Genomic DNA, 18,704 nt, shown 5'->3' with positions numbered 1-18,704 from the left:
GGATTTTATTAGCTAATATTGTGCTGTAATAGTAGTTTTCGACTGCTTACTGCGATCTTCATTGCCCGTTTTCACGGAACCAAGCTTTTTCACTAGATTCATTTTCAGTCAAAATTTTATGCATGGTGCGTTGCGCTTGAGGAACAAACATCTTTGGTTCAGGAGAAACAGGTATAAACTTCACCTCCAGTGTTTCATCACCATCTGCATGGATGTTACCACCGACTAGCTTTACTTCAAAGCCAATGGCGATGTTTTCTTGTGCATCGCCCCAAGCATTTTTATCATTGATATTTGTAGAAAGCCCTAAAATACGGACAACCTCGACATCAAGCCCAGTTTCTTCTTTAAATTCGCGAACGACAGCTTGCATAGGGGATTCCCCATACTCCAGAAAGCCACCTGGGAATCCCCAACCTGTATCAGGAGAGTCGGCACGTCGCTCTAGTAGGATCTCAGAACGATCAGTGCTCCAAAGCACGCCAAATGCGGTCACAAAAATCATTCCCGTATGTCCGACTAGGGCACGCATATCTGCAATATAGTTTTTTTCTGTCATCATTGACTTCTTTCATGATTGATAGCTAAATTTTACCATATTTATCTGAGTAATCGGTGGGATAACCCATTAATGAAGTAGGTTAAGCGTCGCCATATCAGGCAATGTTGTGATAGAATAAGAATGAATTGTTTAACAGGATAAAAAATGACAAGGGGATAACCATGGATAAGACACTTAAACTAGCTCCGCTTGATGCCAGTAATTTAGCTGCATCTGTTGCATTATTCATTGATACATTTACGCAAGCACCTTGGTATGATACATTTGAATCGACCAAACAAGTCGAGACTTTTTTTGAAAATCATCTAGCTAATAATTATTTTGTTGGCTATGTTTTATACGCTGGAGAAACGGTCATTGGCCTAAGTCTTGGCTTTAAAAAGCCTTGGATAAATGGGATGGAGTATTATATCGATCAATTTTGTGTTGGTATCTCTTATCAAGGGCAGGGCATTGGCAGTCAGTTTATGCAGCTGATCGAGGCAGATATTAGTGGCAAGAGTCTAGGTGCAATCATACTCAATACTGAGGCAGGCTATCCAGCAGAGCAATTTTATCTTAAAAATGGCTTTGAGGTGTTAAAAGGGCTCATGATCCTTGCAAAATAAGTCAACCATCAGATAAGAAAAATGGAGAAACTAACATGATTCGCAATATACAATTAACAAAAGAGTTGAATTGGATTAATATCAAGACAAACGATAAGCTAGCACTAGGCCAATTTTATGAAACCCATGAGATAGATGCAGAAATTGTCGATTATTCGCTAGATAAAAATGAGCGTGCTCACTTAGATTATGATCAAGCAACCAATACTTTCGTCTTAATCTTTAATGTCTTAAATCGGACTAAGGTGGCCCATCACTACGAAACGATTCCCATGACCTTTATTGTTAAAGATAATACGCTCTTAACCGTATCCAATCAAAATAATCATTATATTTGTGAGATGATGATTAAGCAAGTGGCTTCAAAAGAAATCAGTAGTCTCTTTTATTTTTTATTTAGCAGTCTATTTCTGGTTGTCGATTCTTTTTTCCCTTATGTGGAAGCAATGGATCAGGACATTAAACGAATCAATACAAAACTAAAAGAAAAAACAACGAAACAAAATCTCTTATCCTTATCCGATTTGGATACTGGTATTATCTATCTTGTCTCGTCATCAAAGCAAAATGTCGTTTTGATTGAACAAGTCAAAGCTCACCAAATCTTTAGACTATTAACAGAAACTGAAAAAGAACGCCTAGATGATGTCCTGATTGAAACAAAGCAGTTATCTGAGATGGCACAACTGTCGTCACAAATCTTACAACAATTGTCGGGTACTTATAATAATATCCTGAATAATAACTTGAATGATACCATGAAAATATTGACAGTTTTGTCTATTTTAATGACGATTCCAACGATTATTACAGGATTCTTTGGTATGAATATGCCACTACCTCTAGAACATAATGTCTTTGGCTGGGGGATTACGATACTGATGAGCGCAGTTTTGTGGGGCATTTTAGCTTATATTTTAGAAAAAGTCATCAAGTAGCTTTTTGAAAAAATTTGATTCTGATGCAGCGTTAATCACGATAGTTGCGCGTGATTGTAACAAAAGTGTATCCGAAACTTTTGCTATTTTGTTATAATAAAGAAATGACCATACGACCAATCCTTAATCCTAATGAAAGAATCGATCAACTCGCGACTAATGATGTCAAAATCATTCAGTCACGTGATGTTTTTTCTTATTCCATAGATGCTGTTCTCCTAAGTCGCTTCCCCAATATCCCTAAACGTGGGCAAATTGTTGACTTGTGTGCCGGAAATGGGGCAGTTGGTTTATTTGCAAGTAGTAGTACAACAGCAACTATCCTGGAAGTCGAACTACAAGAACGTCTGGCAGATATGGCCCGGCGTTCGGTTGCATTAAATGACTTAGGCGAGCAAGTGAAAGTGATTCATGATGATTTGGCAAATACCTTAAGACATGTTAAACCATCTAGTACAGACCTGATTTTTTGTAACCCGCCCTATTTTAAATTAGATGAAAAATCTCGTGTCAATGAAAGTGAGCACTATCTATTGGCTCGCCATGAATTAGCGACGAATTTAGATATGATTTGTAAGGTTAGCCAGCAATTGCTCAAGACAAATGGTCATCTTGCTATGGTGCATAGGCCAGATCGTTTTTTTGAAATCATAGAGACGATGAAAAAGTACCATCTTGTGCCAAAACGGATCCAGTTTGTCTATCCTAAAGCAGATCGAGATGCCAATATCCTATTAATCGATGCCATTAAGGATGGGAAACCAGGTGGTGAGAAATTCCTGCCACCGCTCATCATCCATAAGCTAGACGGTAGTTATACAGACGAGGTACATCATATTTATTATGGCTAATCATTATTTTTATGTCCTTTTATGTGCCGACAAGACACTTTATGGGGGCTATACGACTGATTTACAAAAGCGACTAGAGACACATAATGCTGGAAAAGGAGCTAAGTATACCCAGCCAAGACGTCCAGTTCAGCTGATTTACTCGGAACGCTTTACAGACAAGTCACAAGCCATGAGTCGAGAGTACTGGTTTAAAAAAACGTTGAAACAGCGCGCAAAAAAAGAAGCATTTTTACGTGAAAAAGGCGTCTTTTTATAACATAAAAATGCCTACCAGTTTCTTTGGACTGATAGGCATTTTTTGTTGTTTAATAAATTAGATCAAAAACTTCCATCGCAACCAAGTCGATGCTATCAAAATCTGAAGTTTCTTTGATTTTTGGATACTTGACGATAAAGACTTGATTGTCGCCATCAAAGCTAACAGTGATTTGTACTTCTTCGTTTTTTTCGAAGTTAAAGGTGTCTTTAGGATCACCAGAGTCAATAAGTTTTTCTAGTCGATTGATAATAGCAGAGAGATGAGATTTCATTTTTACAGAGTCCTTTATTTTAAATAGTGAGATGATTTTGTTGCTTAAATCACTATTTTTATTTTAACTTTATTTTACCATACTTCTTTAGAATTTTGGCATGTTTGATTGCTTTTTTTGCAAAATAGGCGACTTTTTTTGGTGTTCTAACAACTGTTTTGACCGTTTTAGCAGGCGCCTGTCGAAATAGTCTAGCTGTTTGTCTGGGTATGGATTCTCCTTTTTGGGCTAAATAGTGATTATTTGAGATAATCTTATCTAGATAGAACTCATAGACACGCGCAGCAAAACATTCTGCTGAAATTGAATACAGCTTTTGATTATATTTTGCTTGGTCAAAAGCAGGTGTTGTCGAAATAGCTTTTAAAATCGTATCAGGTATGTGGGTGTCATCTTCAAAGAGACAGCCAAAGGCAGGATCAGTTATTAAGGTTCTGAGATAGGCATTATCAGCTGCTAAAACTGGGGTTCCTGAGGCAAGTGCTTCAATATAAGTTAAGCCTTGTGTTTCACTGGTAGAAGCTGAGATGAAAAAATCGGCAGCTTTATAGTAATAGGCTGTCTGACTATTATCAACTAGGCCAGTAAATACAACGATATCAGTCAAGTTAAGATCAGAAACAAGTTTTTGTAACTTGTCCTGATAAGGTCCGCTACCGACAATCACAAGTTTGACTGATACTTGGTCACGAATCGTACTAAGCTTAGTGATAATTGCTTGAATATTTTTTTCTTCAGCTAAACGTGATAAAGATAACAACATGATATCCTGTTGTCTAATGCCAAGACTTGTACGTAGTTCAGCAACATCTGCCGGACTAATCTCTGGTCGTACAAATTTATCTAATTTTATGCCAGTTGGGATAACGCGTTTTTCGATTGACACACCGTATTGATTGATTGTATCCATTACGATATCACTAGGTGCAATCACACCGTCTACACCATGTAGATAGTTTTTGATGATATACTTGACCATACCTGGTCTAATAATTCGTCCTTTTGCAATATAATGCACATAGTCTTCATACTTGGTATGAAGTGTATGAATGACTGGTATCTTGAGTTGTCTGGCAACCAATTTACCAAGCATGCCAACGCCGAATTCAGTTTGTGTATGGATGATATCAAGATGGTAAGTCTGCGCAACTTGATAGGCAGCCACGACCCCTTTGAGGACAATGCGGCGTTCGGCTAATGAGATTAGCGGAATGCTCCGTAAGCGAATAACATTTTTTTCATCATTTTCGGGATCAACTTGCGGATCTGTTGTCGTGAAAATAAAGACGTTATGTCCCATACTTGTGAGTTGGTTGGATAAGGTTTCTATAGACGTTGCAACGCCAGAAACTTGTGGTAAGTAAGAGTCAGTGAAAAGACCAATTCTCATAATTACTCCTTTAGTGATCAAAGAATGGATAGCACAAACAATAGTTGATGCTTTAAGTAAGTGGCTGGATATTGCTTTACCGTTATGACACGATACGCATCATTACTGTCCTAAAACCTGTTGATAAGCGGCTACTAATTGTGATGAGATATTCTCTATAGAGCGACTTTCTGCGACCTGATAGCCAGCTGTACGTTTATCAATCTTACCAGCTAGTACATCTCTAAGTGCCGATGCAAATGCGTCATTACTTGAGACGAGTGTTGCTGAGGTATTATCAAGCCAACCCTCATAGACTGGTATTCGTCGTGCAACTACATGTTGATCTGAAGCAAGTGCTTCTAAGACAACAATCCCTTCAGTTTCTTCGTTTGAAGGGAAGAAGAAGATATCACTTGCGGTCATAGCACCCTCATAGACGTCCCCTTTTATGTAACCAGGGAATTCAACATTTGCGGGGTGATTTTTTGTGACGAGTTGCCTTACGGAATGTGGGATTGTCCATAGGTTTGTTTCTCCAAACCAGATAAACCTGACATCAGGCATCATCTCAGCCACTTTGACGAAATCATCGATGCCTTTTCGCTTGAAGTAAAGGGCCGCACACATGACGATTTTTTGCGTATTATCTATTTTAAAATGCTTTTTAAAAGCAAGTTCTTTTTCGATAGAACGGCTATACTTAGCGAGGTCAATCCCATTTGAAATTGCGATAATGGGTACGGTTACACCATAAGATGAGATCAGTTTTTTAGAGTATTCCGTGGGGGTGATCACAAGGTCAGCACGACTATACAAGAAGGTAAGATATCTTCTGATAAGCGGTGCTAGTAAATTTGACCCAATAAAAGAATTTCTAAAGTCTTCTTCTGTCGAGTGACCGTGATAAATGACTTTTTTACCCATTCGTTTAACGCGAAAAAGCAGCATGACGCTCTTAATGCCGTAGGTATTAATATGTGCAATATCGAAATCCTCGTGAGGATCTGTTGTGTAGTCAATGCCAGCAATCTCTAATGCGCGTTTTTGATGGTAGATTGCGCGGCCAATGCCCGATTTACGTAGGAATTTTTCGGCTTCCAAATATAATAAAATTTTCATAACTTATGTCTATTATATCAGAAAATGATAAGGAAAAATCAGACTAGCGGTGTAGATTACAAAAAAAACAAATAATTAGTAAAAAAAAAGGTATTTAATTAAAAAAGGGGTTGACCGCTTACCTGTTTTACGATATAATTATCTATGTTGCTGAGAAAGAAGGCAATAAATACTTACCCTGGTCCGTTGGTCAAGGGGTTAAGACACCGCCTTTTCACGGCGGTATCACGGGTTCGAATCCCGTACGGACTATCAGTAAACTCATGTCAGATTGGACATGAGTTTTTTTGTATTTTCAGGATAATCGGTATGTAATTTAGTTAATTAAGATATGTTATAGAAATAAGATGCGTTATAGAAAGTGGCAAATTAAAAATGTTTGCTAAGCGAAAAGAAAAGCAAGTAGATGCGATAAAAAAATTTGATGCCTTACTGACAACAGCTATAGGTGCTTGCGATCTAATACCTGAGATCAAGCAGATTTTAGAGAGCCACTATAAACAGTTTCAAAAATCTCAAGATGTAGACCGTGAACGCGCAAGCCTTTGTAATGCGCTTACTCCTTATGCGATAAATAGGACTTTGCCTAAATCTACAGGGGAGTTATATCTAGCGTTTACCCAACAGCACCTAACCCTAGACAGAATTGTGCGAGATCAGAGCCTATTAACGAGTTTGCTTATGGGTATGACGAGCATACGATAAATCGTCTGTATCATCACAATGTAAAAACGTAGCAAGCCATCATCAGCCTGCTACGTTTTTTATTGTGACGCTTTATTAGTGTAAGGATGTCTTTATTTATCAGTATTTTTCTTCTCAGCATCATCAAATTTCAACTTATCTGACGTATTATCTAGTTTAATGGTAGCAGTGTTCTCTTTACCATCACGGTAATAGGTGATTTTCATGCTATCCCCAATATTATATTTGTAAAGTGCTGTCTGGAGTTCAGTACCACTCGTTACTTTGGTGTCCCCAATTTTTGTGATGACATCATATTTTTTAAGACCAGCAGTAGCAGCAGGTAGACCATCTTGGACTTTAGCGATTACAACACCAGCAGTGACTGAGCTAGGAAGTTTGAGTTGGGATTGATTTTGCGAGCTGATGCTTGCAAGATCAAGCATTTGGACACCTAGTGCTGGACGTTTGATCTCACCATCTTTTTCAAGTTTACTGATGATGCTTACTACATCATTTGAGGGAATAGCAAATCCCATTCCTTCAACAGAAACATCACTTGAAGAGGCACCTGTTGCCGAAATTTTACTTGAGTTAATGCCGATGACTTGGCCCTCGACATTAATGAGCGCACCACCAGAGTTACCAGGATTAATCGCAGCGTCTGTCTGTAGGGCATTAATATTAATTGTCTCATTACTTTCGTTTTTCATGATGACTTGTCTTGAGAGACTAGAGATAATCCCTTCAGTTGCTGAGTTGGCGTATTGGCTGCCGAGAGGAGAGCCAATCGCGATAGCAGGTTCACCCACAGTTAGTTTTGTTGAGTCACCAAAAGTTGCCACTTTAGAGACATCTTTTGCATCCATCTTGATGACAGCTAAATCACTATAGGCATCTTTACCAACCAATGTACCTTTCACTTTATTGCCGTTAGAAAGCAGGATTTCTAGCGAGCTAGCACCGTCTACAACATGGTTATTAGTGACAACATAGGCAGTATCGCCATCTTTTTTATAGATGACCCCAGATCCTTCTGCTGCAGGTTGTTCTTTTGCGTCATCTTTCTTTGTCGTATTATCACGGTCGCCAAAGAGATCATCAATGGAAGACCCGCTTTCCGGTGCTTTTTGGTAGTTGATAACAGAGACGACAGCATCAGATACTTTACTGATTGCCTTGGTTGTGTCACTTGTGACTTTGTAGGCTGTATTATCAACCTTAGTGGCAGTACTGCTAGTATTTAGGGATGTACTAGTCGTGTTAAAGTGGTCATAAACGACGTTACCACCTAGAGCGACAGCACCACCTATGATACCAGCAGTGATTAATTTTGCAGCTGTTTTTTTATTTGTTTTCATATTTCTAATCCTTTATCCATCATTTATAATAAGCTAAGTTTACGCTATACCACTTAATCATACCTTAAAAAAGTCAGTTTGTTAATTATTTAGTCATGAGTTGACCAGATTAAGCGCTAAAAGTTACTCACACTTTTGTGGAAAAGTATGTATTTTGTGAACAACTGTGAAAAAAACAGAGAGTTTTCCACAAAATTGTGGAAAAAATAATGAAAATGTGGATAAAATACGTTTTCATCTGTTTACATTTCAATGATGTTGTGGATAAAAACAACCTGATTTTTGCTATAATAAAGTTATGAGAGTTAAAATAATCAGTGTTGGTAAGTTAAAGGAAAAATACTTGAAAGATGGTATTGCAGAATATGTCAAACGGTTATCACGTTTTGCACAGGTGGAACTGCTAGAATTAGCAGATGAAAAAACGCCAGATAATGCGTCAGATAAAGAGAATGAGCAAATTCTTTTTAAAGAAGGTCAGCGGATTTTAGCAAAAATATCAGACCGTGATTTTGTTATGGCCATGGCTATAGAAGGCAAGTTAATCTCGTCAGAAGACTTATCCACAACCTTTGATCAGGCGATGCAGCAATCTTCCACGCTTGTTTTTATTATTGGTGGTAGTCTAGGATTAGCACCAGAGGTTAAAAAAAGAGCGAATGCACTGATTAGTTTTGGTAGGATTACCCTGCCCCACCAGCTGATGCGCTTGGTTTTGACAGAACAAATCTATAGAGGGTTCATGATTAGAGAGGGAAGTCCTTATCATAAATGATAAGACTGAATCCGACAGCATGACTATTAAGGTGTTATCGCCACTAGTGAGCGTCGCCTTAGTGACTAGTAATTAAGAATGGGGAGACGAGTAGTGAATAGTAAACAGTATCGCATTTTTGAGCGTGTGCGCGTGGCGATCTTATTAGCCTTTATCAGTGGTTTTGTAGATGCTTATACATTTATGACGCAAGGTCAACGGTTCGCCGGCATGCAGACAGGTAATATGATTTATCTGATGAAACATTTGGCAGAGGGACATATCCTTAAGGCAGCAAGTTATTTGTTGCCAATCGTGGCCTTTATGTTAGGCAGTCTGTTTACCTATTTTGCGAGAAGATTTGCTGTAGCTCATAAACAGCTACGTTGGCATTCACTTGCAGGTGTCATTATTTTTGTGGGTATTTTATACACAGCCGTGATATCACAATATGTCTCGTCACAGTGGACTGTCCTGTCCTTATCTTTTATTGCAGCAGTCCAATTAGAATCCTTTAGGAAAATGCGTGGTGCACCATACACCAATACAATGATGACCGGTAACCTTAAAAATATGACCGTCTTTATCACACAAGGTTTGGTTGAAAAGAATGAGGATGTCTTAAAACGAGGTGGCTATATATTTCTGGTCATTTCAGGATTTTGTTTAGGTGTCTTCCTATCCACCGTGTTGTCTATCCAATTTTCTCAACATGCGCTGTATGCGATCTTACCTGTTGTCTTGGGGGTTAACATCGTGCTTTATAAGGAAAAAAAGGACGTTATTAAGTAAGTATTTCAGGAATGCTAGCTTAGTCTATTGACTAAACCATTATCTATTTCAGATCATTCAGGGTTGCGAAAGTGCAATACTTGAATTATCTGTTTTTTTATACTTTTTAGAGATAACAGCAATAGAGCAGGAGTCAAAAAAATATAGCGCTCTAGGCTAAGACGCTATAATTGACGTAATTGGTGCATGTTAAGGTGGGTTATGTTAAGCTAACTAGAGTCGTTTTTTTGTATCATAGCGCGTAAAACATAACTTTACTAAGTAAGGCGTGATAAGACTGAGGGGGATGATGATTAAGTAGGCAAATAGCCAGGACGTCAGCCAACCTTGTATAGAAAACGGATGTATACCTTGCGAAATGATCGTCATCATAAAAGACAGAACGCACGTATTAATCAAACTGATACTTAATTTTTCTATTAGTCTTCTAAAGATCTTTCATCCCCTCTCGCCAAGAGTTAAAGGCCAGTTTGCCACCGTTTTTTTTATAGGCTGCATTTGACACCGCTCGCTCCCACGGATTTTTGCTAAGATATGAGATAGTATTGCTGTCTCCAGTTATGTGTTGGGCGTAATAGGGAGCCCAAATAGGGCCGTAAGCAGGTTCATCATCTACAATATTATAAATACCAGTAGGTAAGGATATTGCCAGTATAGCGGCTGTTACAGCATCCTGGATATGAATGAAATTTGTGATGCCATGACTTACTTTAGCAGTGCCATCTAAAAATTGCTGATGGATATCCCCATTTTTTGCGTACCAAGTGTCCTCACCATATAAGGTACCATATCTTAAAATAACATGTTGCGCTAGTTGTTGTGTCGCCTTTTCTAAGGCTAGTATGCCATCGATTGTTGTTTTCCTAGGAAAGTCTGCTGCTAAATCTAAGGGCGTGTCTTCTGTTGTCGTTTCTTTTCCGGCTTTATATGCCCAGGAAATACTTTGTGAGATGAGTTTCTCAACATGATAAGCAAGTGAAGCTGCTACGATGTGTTGTGTGCCAATCTTCCGGATCGTTGCATTGTCTTGACTACTTAGGTGCTTTAAATCAGTTACTTGATGGATAATGATAGTCGGTTGAAATGTTTTAACCATGTCAAAGACAAAGGCTTTATCACGAATATCCCCGATATATGCGCGTGCATTAAGTGTATGCAGCATATCTGCACCTGATTTTGTTCTTGTTAATCCAGCCACGTCGTGAATTTTTGCTAAATGTTTTATGATACGCTTGCCTAAAACACCGGTGGCACCTGTAATTAATATTTTCATATATCCTCCTGTTCAGTTTGATTGTAACATGCTGTAAACTTTGATACAATCATATATAAATGAATCTGTATGGGGACAAAAAGGACGTGTCATGACTAAATATGAGCAAATTATTGATGATATAAAAGCGATGATACAAGCCGGTGATCTGGTTCAGGGAGACAGGCTGCCAGCAATACGTACCTTAAGTGAGGCATATGGGTGTAATAAGGATACTGTAAGTAAAGCCTTATTAGCATTGAAGTATGAAAATATCATCTACTCAAAAGAAAAAAGTGGTACTTATGTGTTGCAGGGGAATATCACGTCGGATAGTGAGTTATCAGACGTGATAGATTTCGGGAATGCCATGCCCGATGCGCGCTTATTTCCTTATGCTGATTTTAGACAGTGCCTTGATCAAGCCATCCAAACAAAACAGGCAAAATTATTTACTTACCATCTAAATCATAAAGGACTTGATGACTTAGTAGACGCACTCTATCTTTATCTTAAACAAGAGCAAGTCTATACACAAAAAGAGAGGATACTTATAACGACTGGTATCCAGCAGGCACTCTACATCTTAAGCCAAATCCCTTTTCCAAATGATAAATCGGTCATCCTTATTGAGCAACCAACCTATCATATGATGAACCAGTTACTTGTGGCGGAAAAAATAGAGTTTGAAACCATATATCGTGATCATAATGGCGTCGATCTTCATGAGCTAGAGCAGCTATTTAAGACAAAGTCGATCAAATTTTTTTATACGATTCCGCGGTTTTCAAATCCTCTAGGTACTTTTTACACGGCAAAACAAAAGCAGAAAATCATCTCCTTAGCAGAACAGTATGATGTTTATATAGTAGAAGATGACTATTTATCAGATTTTGAGGTGAATCACAATAATTTGCCATTGCATTATTATGATGTTAATCAACGTGTCATTTACTTAAAATCTTTTTCAAAAATTATTTTTCCAGCCCTAAGGATAGGATGCTGTGTTTTACCAGAAGCAATAATAGAGACATTTCTAGCAAAAAAAGTATTAATTGATTATGATACAAACTTGATTACCCAGATGGCTCTAGCGCTCTATTTAGATAGTGGCATGTTTGATAAACATAGAAAAGAGTTGGCTAAAATATATCGAAAGAAAGCACGCGCTTTACACCAAACTTTACGGGATCTTGGCTATGCGCCAAATCATTTTGATAAGACTTTAGATACGAAGTTCGTCTTTCAACTCAAAGATGATGTAGCAATTCATGAGATAGAAAGACAGCTAATACAGGAAAACATTAGCGTCGATTTTATTATTAGAAATTTTATACAGCTACCTCAAAAGCACTATATCAAGATAGATGTTCGTAACATGGCACAAAAAAAGATAGCAGAAAATGTCAAAAAATTAGTTGCAATTATACATGAATCAGTCAGAATAGATGGTTAAACTTTACGATTTTAGTTGTGTACGACTAATAAGGGCTAAACCAGTGATAATAGTTGAACCAAATGTATTGACAAAGCTAGATAGCATGATAGAATAGTAACAATATCAAATTGTCAAGCAAGAAATTGCTTATTATAATATAGGAAAGAAGGAACCATTTCGATGTCAAATTGGGATACTAAATTTTTGAAAAAAGGCTATACTTTTGATGATGTACTGCTTATTCCTGCTGAGAGTCATGTGCTACCAAACGAGGTAGACATGAAAGTTCAGCTTGCACCCAACTTGCTTTTAAATGTTCCGATTATTTCGGCGGCGATGGACACTGTTACTGATAGTGCTATGGCAATCTCTATGGCGCGCCAGGGTGGTATGGGTGTCGTGCATAAGAACATGACGATTACCGAGCAGGCTGATGAAGTGCGTAAAGTGAAACGCTCAGAGTCTGGTGTGATTACGGATCCTTTCTTCTTAACACCGACAGACACCATTCAAGCAGCAGAAGACTTGATGTCGATGTACCGTATTTCAGGTGTGCCGATTGTTGAAACGCTTGCCAATCGCAAACTTGTGGGTATCTTGACCAACCGTGACTTGCGTTTTGTTGAGGACTATACACAAGAAATTAAAAACGTGATGACATCTGATGCCTTAGTCACTGCACAAGTTGGCACGACCTTGAAAGAAGCAGAGTCATTGCTTCAAAAACACAAGATTGAAAAATTACCATTGGTTGATGGTGAAGGCCGTTTGTCTGGGTTGATTACTATCAAAGATATCGAGCGTGTGATTGAGTTTCCAAATGCTGCAAAAGATGCCAAAGGCCGTTTGTTGGTTGCGGGTGCTGTAGGGGTGTCATCTGATACATTTGAACGTGCAGAAGCTTTATTTGCAGCTGGTGCGGATGCGATCGTAATCGATACTGCACATGGTCATTCAGCAGGTGTCCTACGCAAAATTTCAGAGATTCGTGCACATTTTCCAGATCGGACATTAATCGCAGGAAATATCGCAACAGGTGAAGGTGCACGTGCTTTATACGATGCTGGTGTGGATGTGGTTAAAGTCGGAATTGGTCCTGGTTCTATCTGTACGACACGTGTTGTTGCAGGTGTTGGTGTCCCTCAAATCACAGCCATCTATGATGCGGCAGCTGTGGCGCGTGAGTATGGTAAGACAATCATCGCCGATGGTGGTATCAAGTATTCAGGTGATATCGTGAAAGCATTAGCAGCAGGTGGAGATGCTGTTATGCTAGGGTCTATGTTAGCTGGAACGGATGAATCACCAGGCGAATTTGAAATCTACCAAGGGCGTAAATATAAAACGTACCGTGGTATGGGTAGTCTATCAGCTATGAAAAAAGGCTCATCAGATCGCTACTTCCAAGGTGGCGTTAACGAAGCAAACAAATTAGTACCAGAAGGTATCGAAGGACGCGTGGCTTACAAAGGCTCTGCAACAGATATCGTTTTCCAAATGCTCGGCGGCCTCAAAGCAGGTATGGGCTATACGGGAGCAGCTGATATCCAAGCCTTGCATGACCATGCACAATTTATCGAGATGTCAGGTGCCGGCTTGAAAGAAAGTCATCCACATGATGTTCAAATTACAAAAGAAGCACCTAACTATTCCGTTCATTAAGCAATAGTTATAGCTAAAAAATAAGAAGAACTAGCGAGATGATTCGCTAGTTTTTTATTATCAAAAAGTTGTGATGCTATATATTGATAAGTTAAACTAAAATTTGCATCATACTGTAGTGGTAAGGTCATTTTTACCTATTTTTGGTTTATCTACTGTCCTAAGTAAAAAATATGAAAAAGCGTTTGACAACGCTTACAATTAGTGATAGTATGGATATAGGAATAAGGATAGTTATTATTAAGTTAAGCTAGACCGAAAATTGATGGGTATACTGTCACTTTTTTGGTCTATTTTTTGTTGGATTGGGTATAGGACTGATGGAGATTAAAAAAATCCTCAACAATAATGTTGTCATCTCTTTAAAAGGGAATTCTGAGGTCGTCGTCATGGGACGTGGTCTTGCGTATGGTAAAAAAATAGGTGATCTATTATTAGCCGAAAATATCGAGAAAGTCTATGAATTATCTGGTGATGGCCAAAGTCGTGTGACAGATTTATTGTCGGGCATTCCAGATGAAGTACTCGAAATTGCAGATGCTATTACAACATTTGCCAAAGAGACGATAGCTGGTAAAATTAATGACTCGCTATTTCTAACATTAGCTGACCATATTAATGGGGTTGTGATTCGTCTGCAGGACGACATCGTCGTTAAAAATTTTCTGCTTTGGGATATCAAACGATTTTTTCCTGAGGAGTATGCCATTGGTAAAAAGGCAATTGAACAAATTTCACTCAAATATGGCATCAAGCTGGATGAAGATGAAGCGGGTTTTATCGCCATGCATATCGTCAATAGTGAGCTTGGGAGTCGGAATTCGTCAGCAGCAAGTCAGTTGACAAAGTTGATTGAAGAGATTGTCACGATTGTTAAGTATAGTCTGCAGGTGTCTCTGAACGAAGAAGATATTTATTACCAGCGTTTCATGACACATCTTAGATTCTTTGCTGAGCGTGTCCTATCTAAAAAGGTTAGTACCAAGCCTGATGAAATGGATGATGCCTTGTTTGAGATGATTGCCTTTAAATATCCTCAAGCTTATCGTACAACTCAGAAGATTTCAGGTTTTCTACTTCAAACACTTGATTATCATGCATCACATGATGAACAGATGTATCTAACGATTCATCTAGCACGGATTATTGAAAAAGAATAGTCCATTTTACACTTAACACAGTTCATCCCGGAGGGTTACAATCAGATGGCCTCATCTAAATTATATGTCGAGTAATCGCTCGATCATTCTTTAGGAGGTCCCCACGATGGGAAAATATGAAGCGTTGGCGAAGATAATCGTCAAACAAGTCGGTGGTAAGGAAAATGTTAATTCCTTAACAAATTGCATTACACGTCTCAGGTTTAAACTTAAGGACGAGAGTAAGGCGAATACGGATGCACTCAAAAACACAGATGGTATCGTAACAGTCATGCAGGCAGGTGGGCAGTATCAGGTGGTTATCGGCAATCATGTCCCAGATGTTCGGCAAGATGTCGACACTGTGCTTGGCGTTTTGGAGCCCGAGACAACTGGTGGCACTAAGGTCAATCTGTTCGATGGTTTTGTGGATATTATTTCCAGTATCTTCCAGCCGATCCTTGCTCCCTTATCTGCTGCAGGTATGTTAAAAGGCTTAAATGCCATTTTGTCATTTGCACTTGGTGCTAGTTTCTCGGGTACTTCAACCTATGCTGTCTTTAATGCCATGGGTGATGGCTTGTTCTTGTTTTTACCTATCTTCATCGGCTACACGGCTATGAAAAAATTCGGTGGCTCTCCGTTTCTGGGCATGATGATTGCTTCCAGTATGGTCTACAAAGGCTTTATTGACGGATCTGCTACGAAAGTGTTTGAAGCAGCCGGTGGCATGGATTTCTTTGGTATTCCGTTTTCTATTCCAGCTGCGGGATATGGCTCCACAGTCATGCCGATGATTGCGGCAGCCGCATTGGCAGCTGTTTTGGAAAAACAGTTTAAGAAAGTGATACCGGATGTTGTTAAACTATTCTTAGTCCCTTTCTTAACTGCTCTCATCGTTATTCCTTTGACCTTCTTAATCATCGGTCCAGTGATGAATTTTGCTGCGGATGGACTAGGTAATGGTTTACTCGCCATATTGGATTTTAATCCCATTATATTTGGTGTGATTATCGGATTTGGGTGGCAGGTTCTGGTGATGTTTGGCCTACATTGGGCTCTGATTCCTTTTGTGATTATGTCCTTATCTCAAGGCATTCCGACGTCACTGATAACAGGTGCTACTAGTGTCGCCATGGCACAAACTGGCGCTGTTCTTGCAGTACTAGTCAAAACCAAAAATGACAAGTTAAAAGAACTCGCTATCCCAGCCTTTATTTCAGGTATCTTTGGCATTACAGAGCCGGCGATTTATGGGATTACCTTACCGAAAAAGAAACCTTTCTGGGTCTCTTGTGCCGTTGGTGGCGTGACAGGTGCCTTTGCTATGGGATTAGGGATTAAAACACAACAAATGGGTGGTCTTGGCATTTTCAAGTACACCTCGCTTATCCCTAAAGACGGTAGTATGAAAAATGTCGTATATGCAGTTGTCTTGGATATCATTGCAGTGATAGCGGCATTTGCTTTAACTTATATGATAGGGTTTGAAGATGATGCACCAACGACTAAGTTATCAAAAGAAGCAGCGAAACTAGCTGCGACTGGTAAAAAAAGTCAAGTTAGCGAACTAGTTGAATATGACATCTTTTCTCCACTGGCAGGTGATGTCTTACCTTTGAGTGAGGCAGAAGATGCAGCATTCTCGGAAGGATTATTAGGTCAAGGTCTTGTGATACGGCCAACAATCGGTGAGATTAAGGCACCATTTGATGGTGTTGTGATGACACTGTTTCCTACAAAACATGCGATTGGTTTGATTTCAGACAAGGGAACGGAATTGCTGATTCATATCGGTATTGATACGGTTGAGCTAGAGGGTCAATACTATGACGCGTTTGTGACACAAGGTCAAGCAGTCAATCGTGGTGATAAGTTGATCACATTTGACATTGCTGCTATAGAGGCAGCAGGTTTTAATACACAAACGCCGGTGATCGTGACAAATAGTCAAACACTATCTAAAATCGAGATGACTGATCAGCTCAAGGTATCACCGGCTGATCGATTGTTTAAGATAGGCTTAGCAAACAGCTGAGACAAGTAGTGTGTTTAACTTACTAGAGAGGAAAAAATAATGGCATTTAAAACAGGATTCTTATGGGGTGGCGCAACCGCTGCCAATCAATTTGAAGGCGGTTACAATGAAGGCGGACGTGGTCTGTCAGTTGCGGATTTAAAAACAGGAGGCGACGTCAATACGCCGAGGCGCTTTACCTCAACTATAGAAAAAGAGACCTACTATCCAAGTCACCAAGCGATTGACTTTTATCATCACCACAAGGCTGATATTGCATTATTCGGTCAGATGAATTTTAATGTCTTTAGAATGAGTATTTCATGGTCTAGAATCTTCCCACAAGGAGATGAGTTAGTCCCAAATGAAGCGGGTTTGCAGTTCTATGATACGATCATCGACGAGTTAATAGAGAATGGGATGACACCTTTGATCACCCTATCTCATTTTGAAATACCGATGGGGCTTGTCGAAAAATATAGTGGTTTTTCGGATAGACGCGTGATTGACATGTATGTGCGCTATGCACAAACTGTGATGACACGTTACAAAGACAAAGTGACCTACTGGTTGACCTTTAATGAGATGAACTTTGGGACGATGGGCCGTGGCGAGCTAACCACTCTAGGTATGAATCCTAAAGATGAGGCAATCTATCCAAATGGTCAGACTGAAAATGAAAAAGTACGCTTCCAAGCGCTACATCATGCGCTTGTGGCAAGTGCTAAAGTCGTGAAACTAGGCCATGACATCAATCCAGATTTCAAGATTGGCTGCATGATTTGTCATATTACCAGTTATCCCTTGACACCTAATCCGGTAGATATTTTAGAGCAAAAAGAATTTGATTTACGTTTTACAAAATTCGTGGGAGATGTTCAAGTCAGAGGGGAATACCCAAGTTATATGACCGCTCACCTCAAGAAAAAAGATAGCTTTCCAGTTTTTGAGGCAGAAGATGCAGCTATTCTTAAGGCGGGTACCGTCGATATGTATACCTTCTCCTATTACATGAGTGTATGTATTACGCTAGACGAGACTGCGGCTGAAACAAATGGCAATCTGATGGGAGGAAAGGCCAATCCTTACCTTGAATCCAGTGAATGGGGCTGGCAGATTGATCCCACTGGGTTAACCTATACGCTATTGGATCTGCAAGATCGTTACGGCTTGCCGATGATGGTTGTTGAAAATGGCTTGGGATTTGCTGATGAGTTGCGGCCAGATGGTACGATCGTAGATGATTATCGGATCGACTATATGAGACAGCACATTGTCGCAATGGATGCGGCTGTTGAAAAAGGTGTTGACTTGTTGGGCTACACGATGTGGGGCCCGATTGATCTTATTTCCGCAGGTACTGGAGAAATGAAAAAACGATATGGCTTCATTTATGTCGATATGAATAATGATGGCACTGGTAGCTTGAAGCGCTACAAGAAAAAATCATTTGACTGGTACAAGCAGGTCATCACGAGTAATGGACGCGATTTGTAACTGATTATCATTAAATTTGCGTCCTGTTTTAAGTAATACTTGATTAAGTTCACCCCGGATGGTTACATTAAGTTGGCCAAACCTAAAATATATCGGGCAATTGCCCACACAAAATTTTAGGAGGT

At 39.3% G+C, this 18,704-nt stretch carries 19 protein-coding genes and 1 tRNA gene; 13 read left to right on the top strand and 7 right to left on the bottom strand.

The window, feature by feature from the left end; genetic code table 11:
- Window positions 1-58: 58 nt before the first annotated feature.
- A complete protein-coding gene (locus RU86_RS04530; protein ID WP_096814306.1) occupies window positions 59-559 on the bottom strand; it encodes an NUDIX domain-containing protein in 501 nt (166 codons plus the stop codon).
- A gap of 164 nt (window positions 560-723) precedes the next feature.
- On the opposite strand from RU86_RS04530, the gene RU86_RS04525 reads away from it, so the two are divergent.
- From RU86_RS04525 to RU86_RS04510, 4 genes are all read left to right on the top strand, one after another.
- Entirely contained in the window at window positions 724-1,170 is a 447-nt protein-coding gene (locus tag RU86_RS04525; RefSeq protein WP_096814262.1) for a GNAT family N-acetyltransferase, read from the top strand.
- Window positions 1,171-1,205: 35 nt separating this feature from the next.
- Window positions 1,206-2,108, top strand: a complete 903-nt coding sequence (locus RU86_RS04520) for a magnesium transporter CorA family protein (protein ID WP_096814261.1) — start codon at window positions 1,206-1,208, stop codon at window positions 2,106-2,108.
- 104 nt (window positions 2,109-2,212) lie between these two features.
- Complete coding sequence (locus tag RU86_RS04515; protein ID WP_096814260.1) at window positions 2,213-2,959, top strand: tRNA1(Val) (adenine(37)-N6)-methyltransferase; 747 nt, start codon at window positions 2,213-2,215, stop codon at window positions 2,957-2,959.
- Window positions 2,952-3,218, top strand: coding sequence for a GIY-YIG nuclease family protein (locus RU86_RS04510; protein ID WP_096814259.1), 267 nt, complete (start codon window positions 2,952-2,954; stop codon window positions 3,216-3,218). Before RU86_RS04515 ends, RU86_RS04510 begins: the two co-directional genes overlap by 8 nt.
- A gap of 49 nt (window positions 3,219-3,267) precedes the next feature.
- Here the strand turns inward: RU86_RS04510 and RU86_RS04505 are convergent, their stop codons facing one another.
- The 3 genes from RU86_RS04505 to RU86_RS04495 all read right to left on the bottom strand — a co-directional run bounded on the left by RU86_RS04505 (window position 3,268) and on the right by RU86_RS04495 (window position 5,983).
- Complete coding sequence (locus RU86_RS04505; protein ID WP_047916414.1) at window positions 3,268-3,492, bottom strand: DUF1797 family protein; 225 nt, start codon at window positions 3,490-3,492, stop codon at window positions 3,268-3,270.
- A gap of 58 nt (window positions 3,493-3,550) precedes the next feature.
- Window positions 3,551-4,882, bottom strand: a complete 1,332-nt coding sequence (locus tag RU86_RS04500) for a glycosyltransferase family 4 protein (RefSeq protein ID WP_096814258.1) — start codon at window positions 4,880-4,882, stop codon at window positions 3,551-3,553.
- Window positions 4,883-4,984: 102 nt separating this feature from the next.
- The gene (locus tag RU86_RS04495) at window positions 4,985-5,983 is read right to left on the bottom strand and encodes an LTA glycolipid anchor biosynthesis glycosyltransferase, IagA/BgsA family (protein ID WP_096814257.1); all 999 of its coding nucleotides are present in this window, start codon (window positions 5,981-5,983) and stop codon (window positions 4,985-4,987) included.
- Between the two features lie 180 nt (window positions 5,984-6,163).
- On the opposite strand from RU86_RS04495, the gene RU86_RS04490 reads away from it, so the two are divergent.
- Window positions 6,164-6,235: transfer RNA gene (locus RU86_RS04490), tRNA-Glu, on the top strand.
- Window positions 6,236-6,358: 123 nt separating this feature from the next.
- On the top strand, window positions 6,359-6,688 hold the full coding sequence (locus RU86_RS04485) for a bacteriocin immunity family protein (protein WP_096814256.1): 330 nt from the start codon (window positions 6,359-6,361) through the stop codon (window positions 6,686-6,688).
- Window positions 6,689-6,780: 92 nt separating this feature from the next.
- Here RU86_RS04485 and RU86_RS04480 read toward each other — a convergent pair whose 3' ends face one another.
- Window positions 6,781-8,028 carry a S1C family serine protease gene (locus tag RU86_RS04480; RefSeq protein WP_096814255.1) on the bottom strand — a complete coding sequence of 416 codons (1,248 nt, stop codon included), beginning with the start codon at window positions 8,026-8,028 and terminating at the stop codon, window positions 6,781-6,783.
- Between the two features lie 298 nt (window positions 8,029-8,326).
- Here RU86_RS04480 and rlmH point away from each other — a divergent pair, with 298 nt between their 5' ends.
- Together rlmH and RU86_RS04470 are read left to right on the top strand one after the other, a co-directional pair.
- A complete protein-coding gene (rlmH, locus tag RU86_RS04475; protein WP_047916409.1) occupies window positions 8,327-8,803 on the top strand; it encodes a 23S rRNA (pseudouridine(1915)-N(3))-methyltransferase RlmH in 477 nt (158 codons plus the stop codon).
- 93 nt (window positions 8,804-8,896) lie between these two features.
- Window positions 8,897-9,574 carry a YoaK family protein gene (locus RU86_RS04470; RefSeq protein ID WP_096814254.1) on the top strand — a complete coding sequence of 226 codons (678 nt, stop codon included), beginning with the start codon at window positions 8,897-8,899 and terminating at the stop codon, window positions 9,572-9,574.
- A gap of 213 nt (window positions 9,575-9,787) precedes the next feature.
- On the opposite strand, the gene RU86_RS12475 is transcribed toward RU86_RS04470, so the two are convergent.
- Together RU86_RS12475 and RU86_RS04460 are read right to left on the bottom strand one after the other, a co-directional pair.
- The gene (locus RU86_RS12475) at window positions 9,788-9,994 is read right to left on the bottom strand and encodes a DUF2798 domain-containing protein (RefSeq protein WP_489752605.1); all 207 of its coding nucleotides are present in this window, start codon (window positions 9,992-9,994) and stop codon (window positions 9,788-9,790) included.
- 7 nt (window positions 9,995-10,001) lie between these two features.
- Entirely contained in the window at window positions 10,002-10,847 is an 846-nt protein-coding gene (locus tag RU86_RS04460; RefSeq protein WP_096814252.1) for an NAD-dependent epimerase/dehydratase family protein, read from the bottom strand.
- Window positions 10,848-10,938: 91 nt separating this feature from the next.
- On the opposite strand from RU86_RS04460, the gene RU86_RS04455 reads away from it, so the two are divergent.
- From RU86_RS04455 to RU86_RS04435, 5 genes are all read left to right on the top strand, one after another.
- Window positions 10,939-12,282 (top strand): aminotransferase-like domain-containing protein, encoded by a 1,344-nt coding sequence (locus RU86_RS04455; RefSeq protein WP_096814251.1) that lies wholly within the window; start codon window positions 10,939-10,941, stop codon window positions 12,280-12,282.
- A 162-nt stretch (window positions 12,283-12,444) separates the two neighbouring features.
- Window positions 12,445-13,926, top strand: coding sequence for an IMP dehydrogenase (gene guaB / locus RU86_RS04450; protein ID WP_096814250.1), 1,482 nt, complete (start codon window positions 12,445-12,447; stop codon window positions 13,924-13,926).
- A gap of 320 nt (window positions 13,927-14,246) precedes the next feature.
- Window positions 14,247-15,086: a BglG family transcription antiterminator LicT gene (gene licT / locus RU86_RS04445; RefSeq protein WP_096814249.1), complete on the top strand. Its 840-nt coding sequence runs from the start codon at window positions 14,247-14,249 to the stop codon at window positions 15,084-15,086.
- Window positions 15,087-15,192: 106 nt separating this feature from the next.
- Entirely contained in the window at window positions 15,193-17,103 is a 1,911-nt protein-coding gene (locus RU86_RS04440; protein WP_096814248.1) for a beta-glucoside-specific PTS transporter subunit IIABC, read from the top strand.
- Window positions 17,104-17,142: 39 nt separating this feature from the next.
- Window positions 17,143-18,579, top strand: a complete 1,437-nt coding sequence (locus RU86_RS04435) for a glycoside hydrolase family 1 protein (RefSeq protein WP_096814247.1) — start codon at window positions 17,143-17,145, stop codon at window positions 18,577-18,579.
- Window positions 18,580-18,704: the final 125 nt, after the last annotated feature.

The sequence above is a fragment of the Pseudolactococcus piscium genome (assembly GCF_002441695.1).
Classification (GTDB): Bacteria; Bacillota; Bacilli; order Lactobacillales; family Streptococcaceae; genus Pseudolactococcus; species Pseudolactococcus piscium.
The sequence above is the reverse complement of the archived record's forward strand: the minus strand, read 5'-3'. Positions and strand labels throughout refer to the sequence as shown.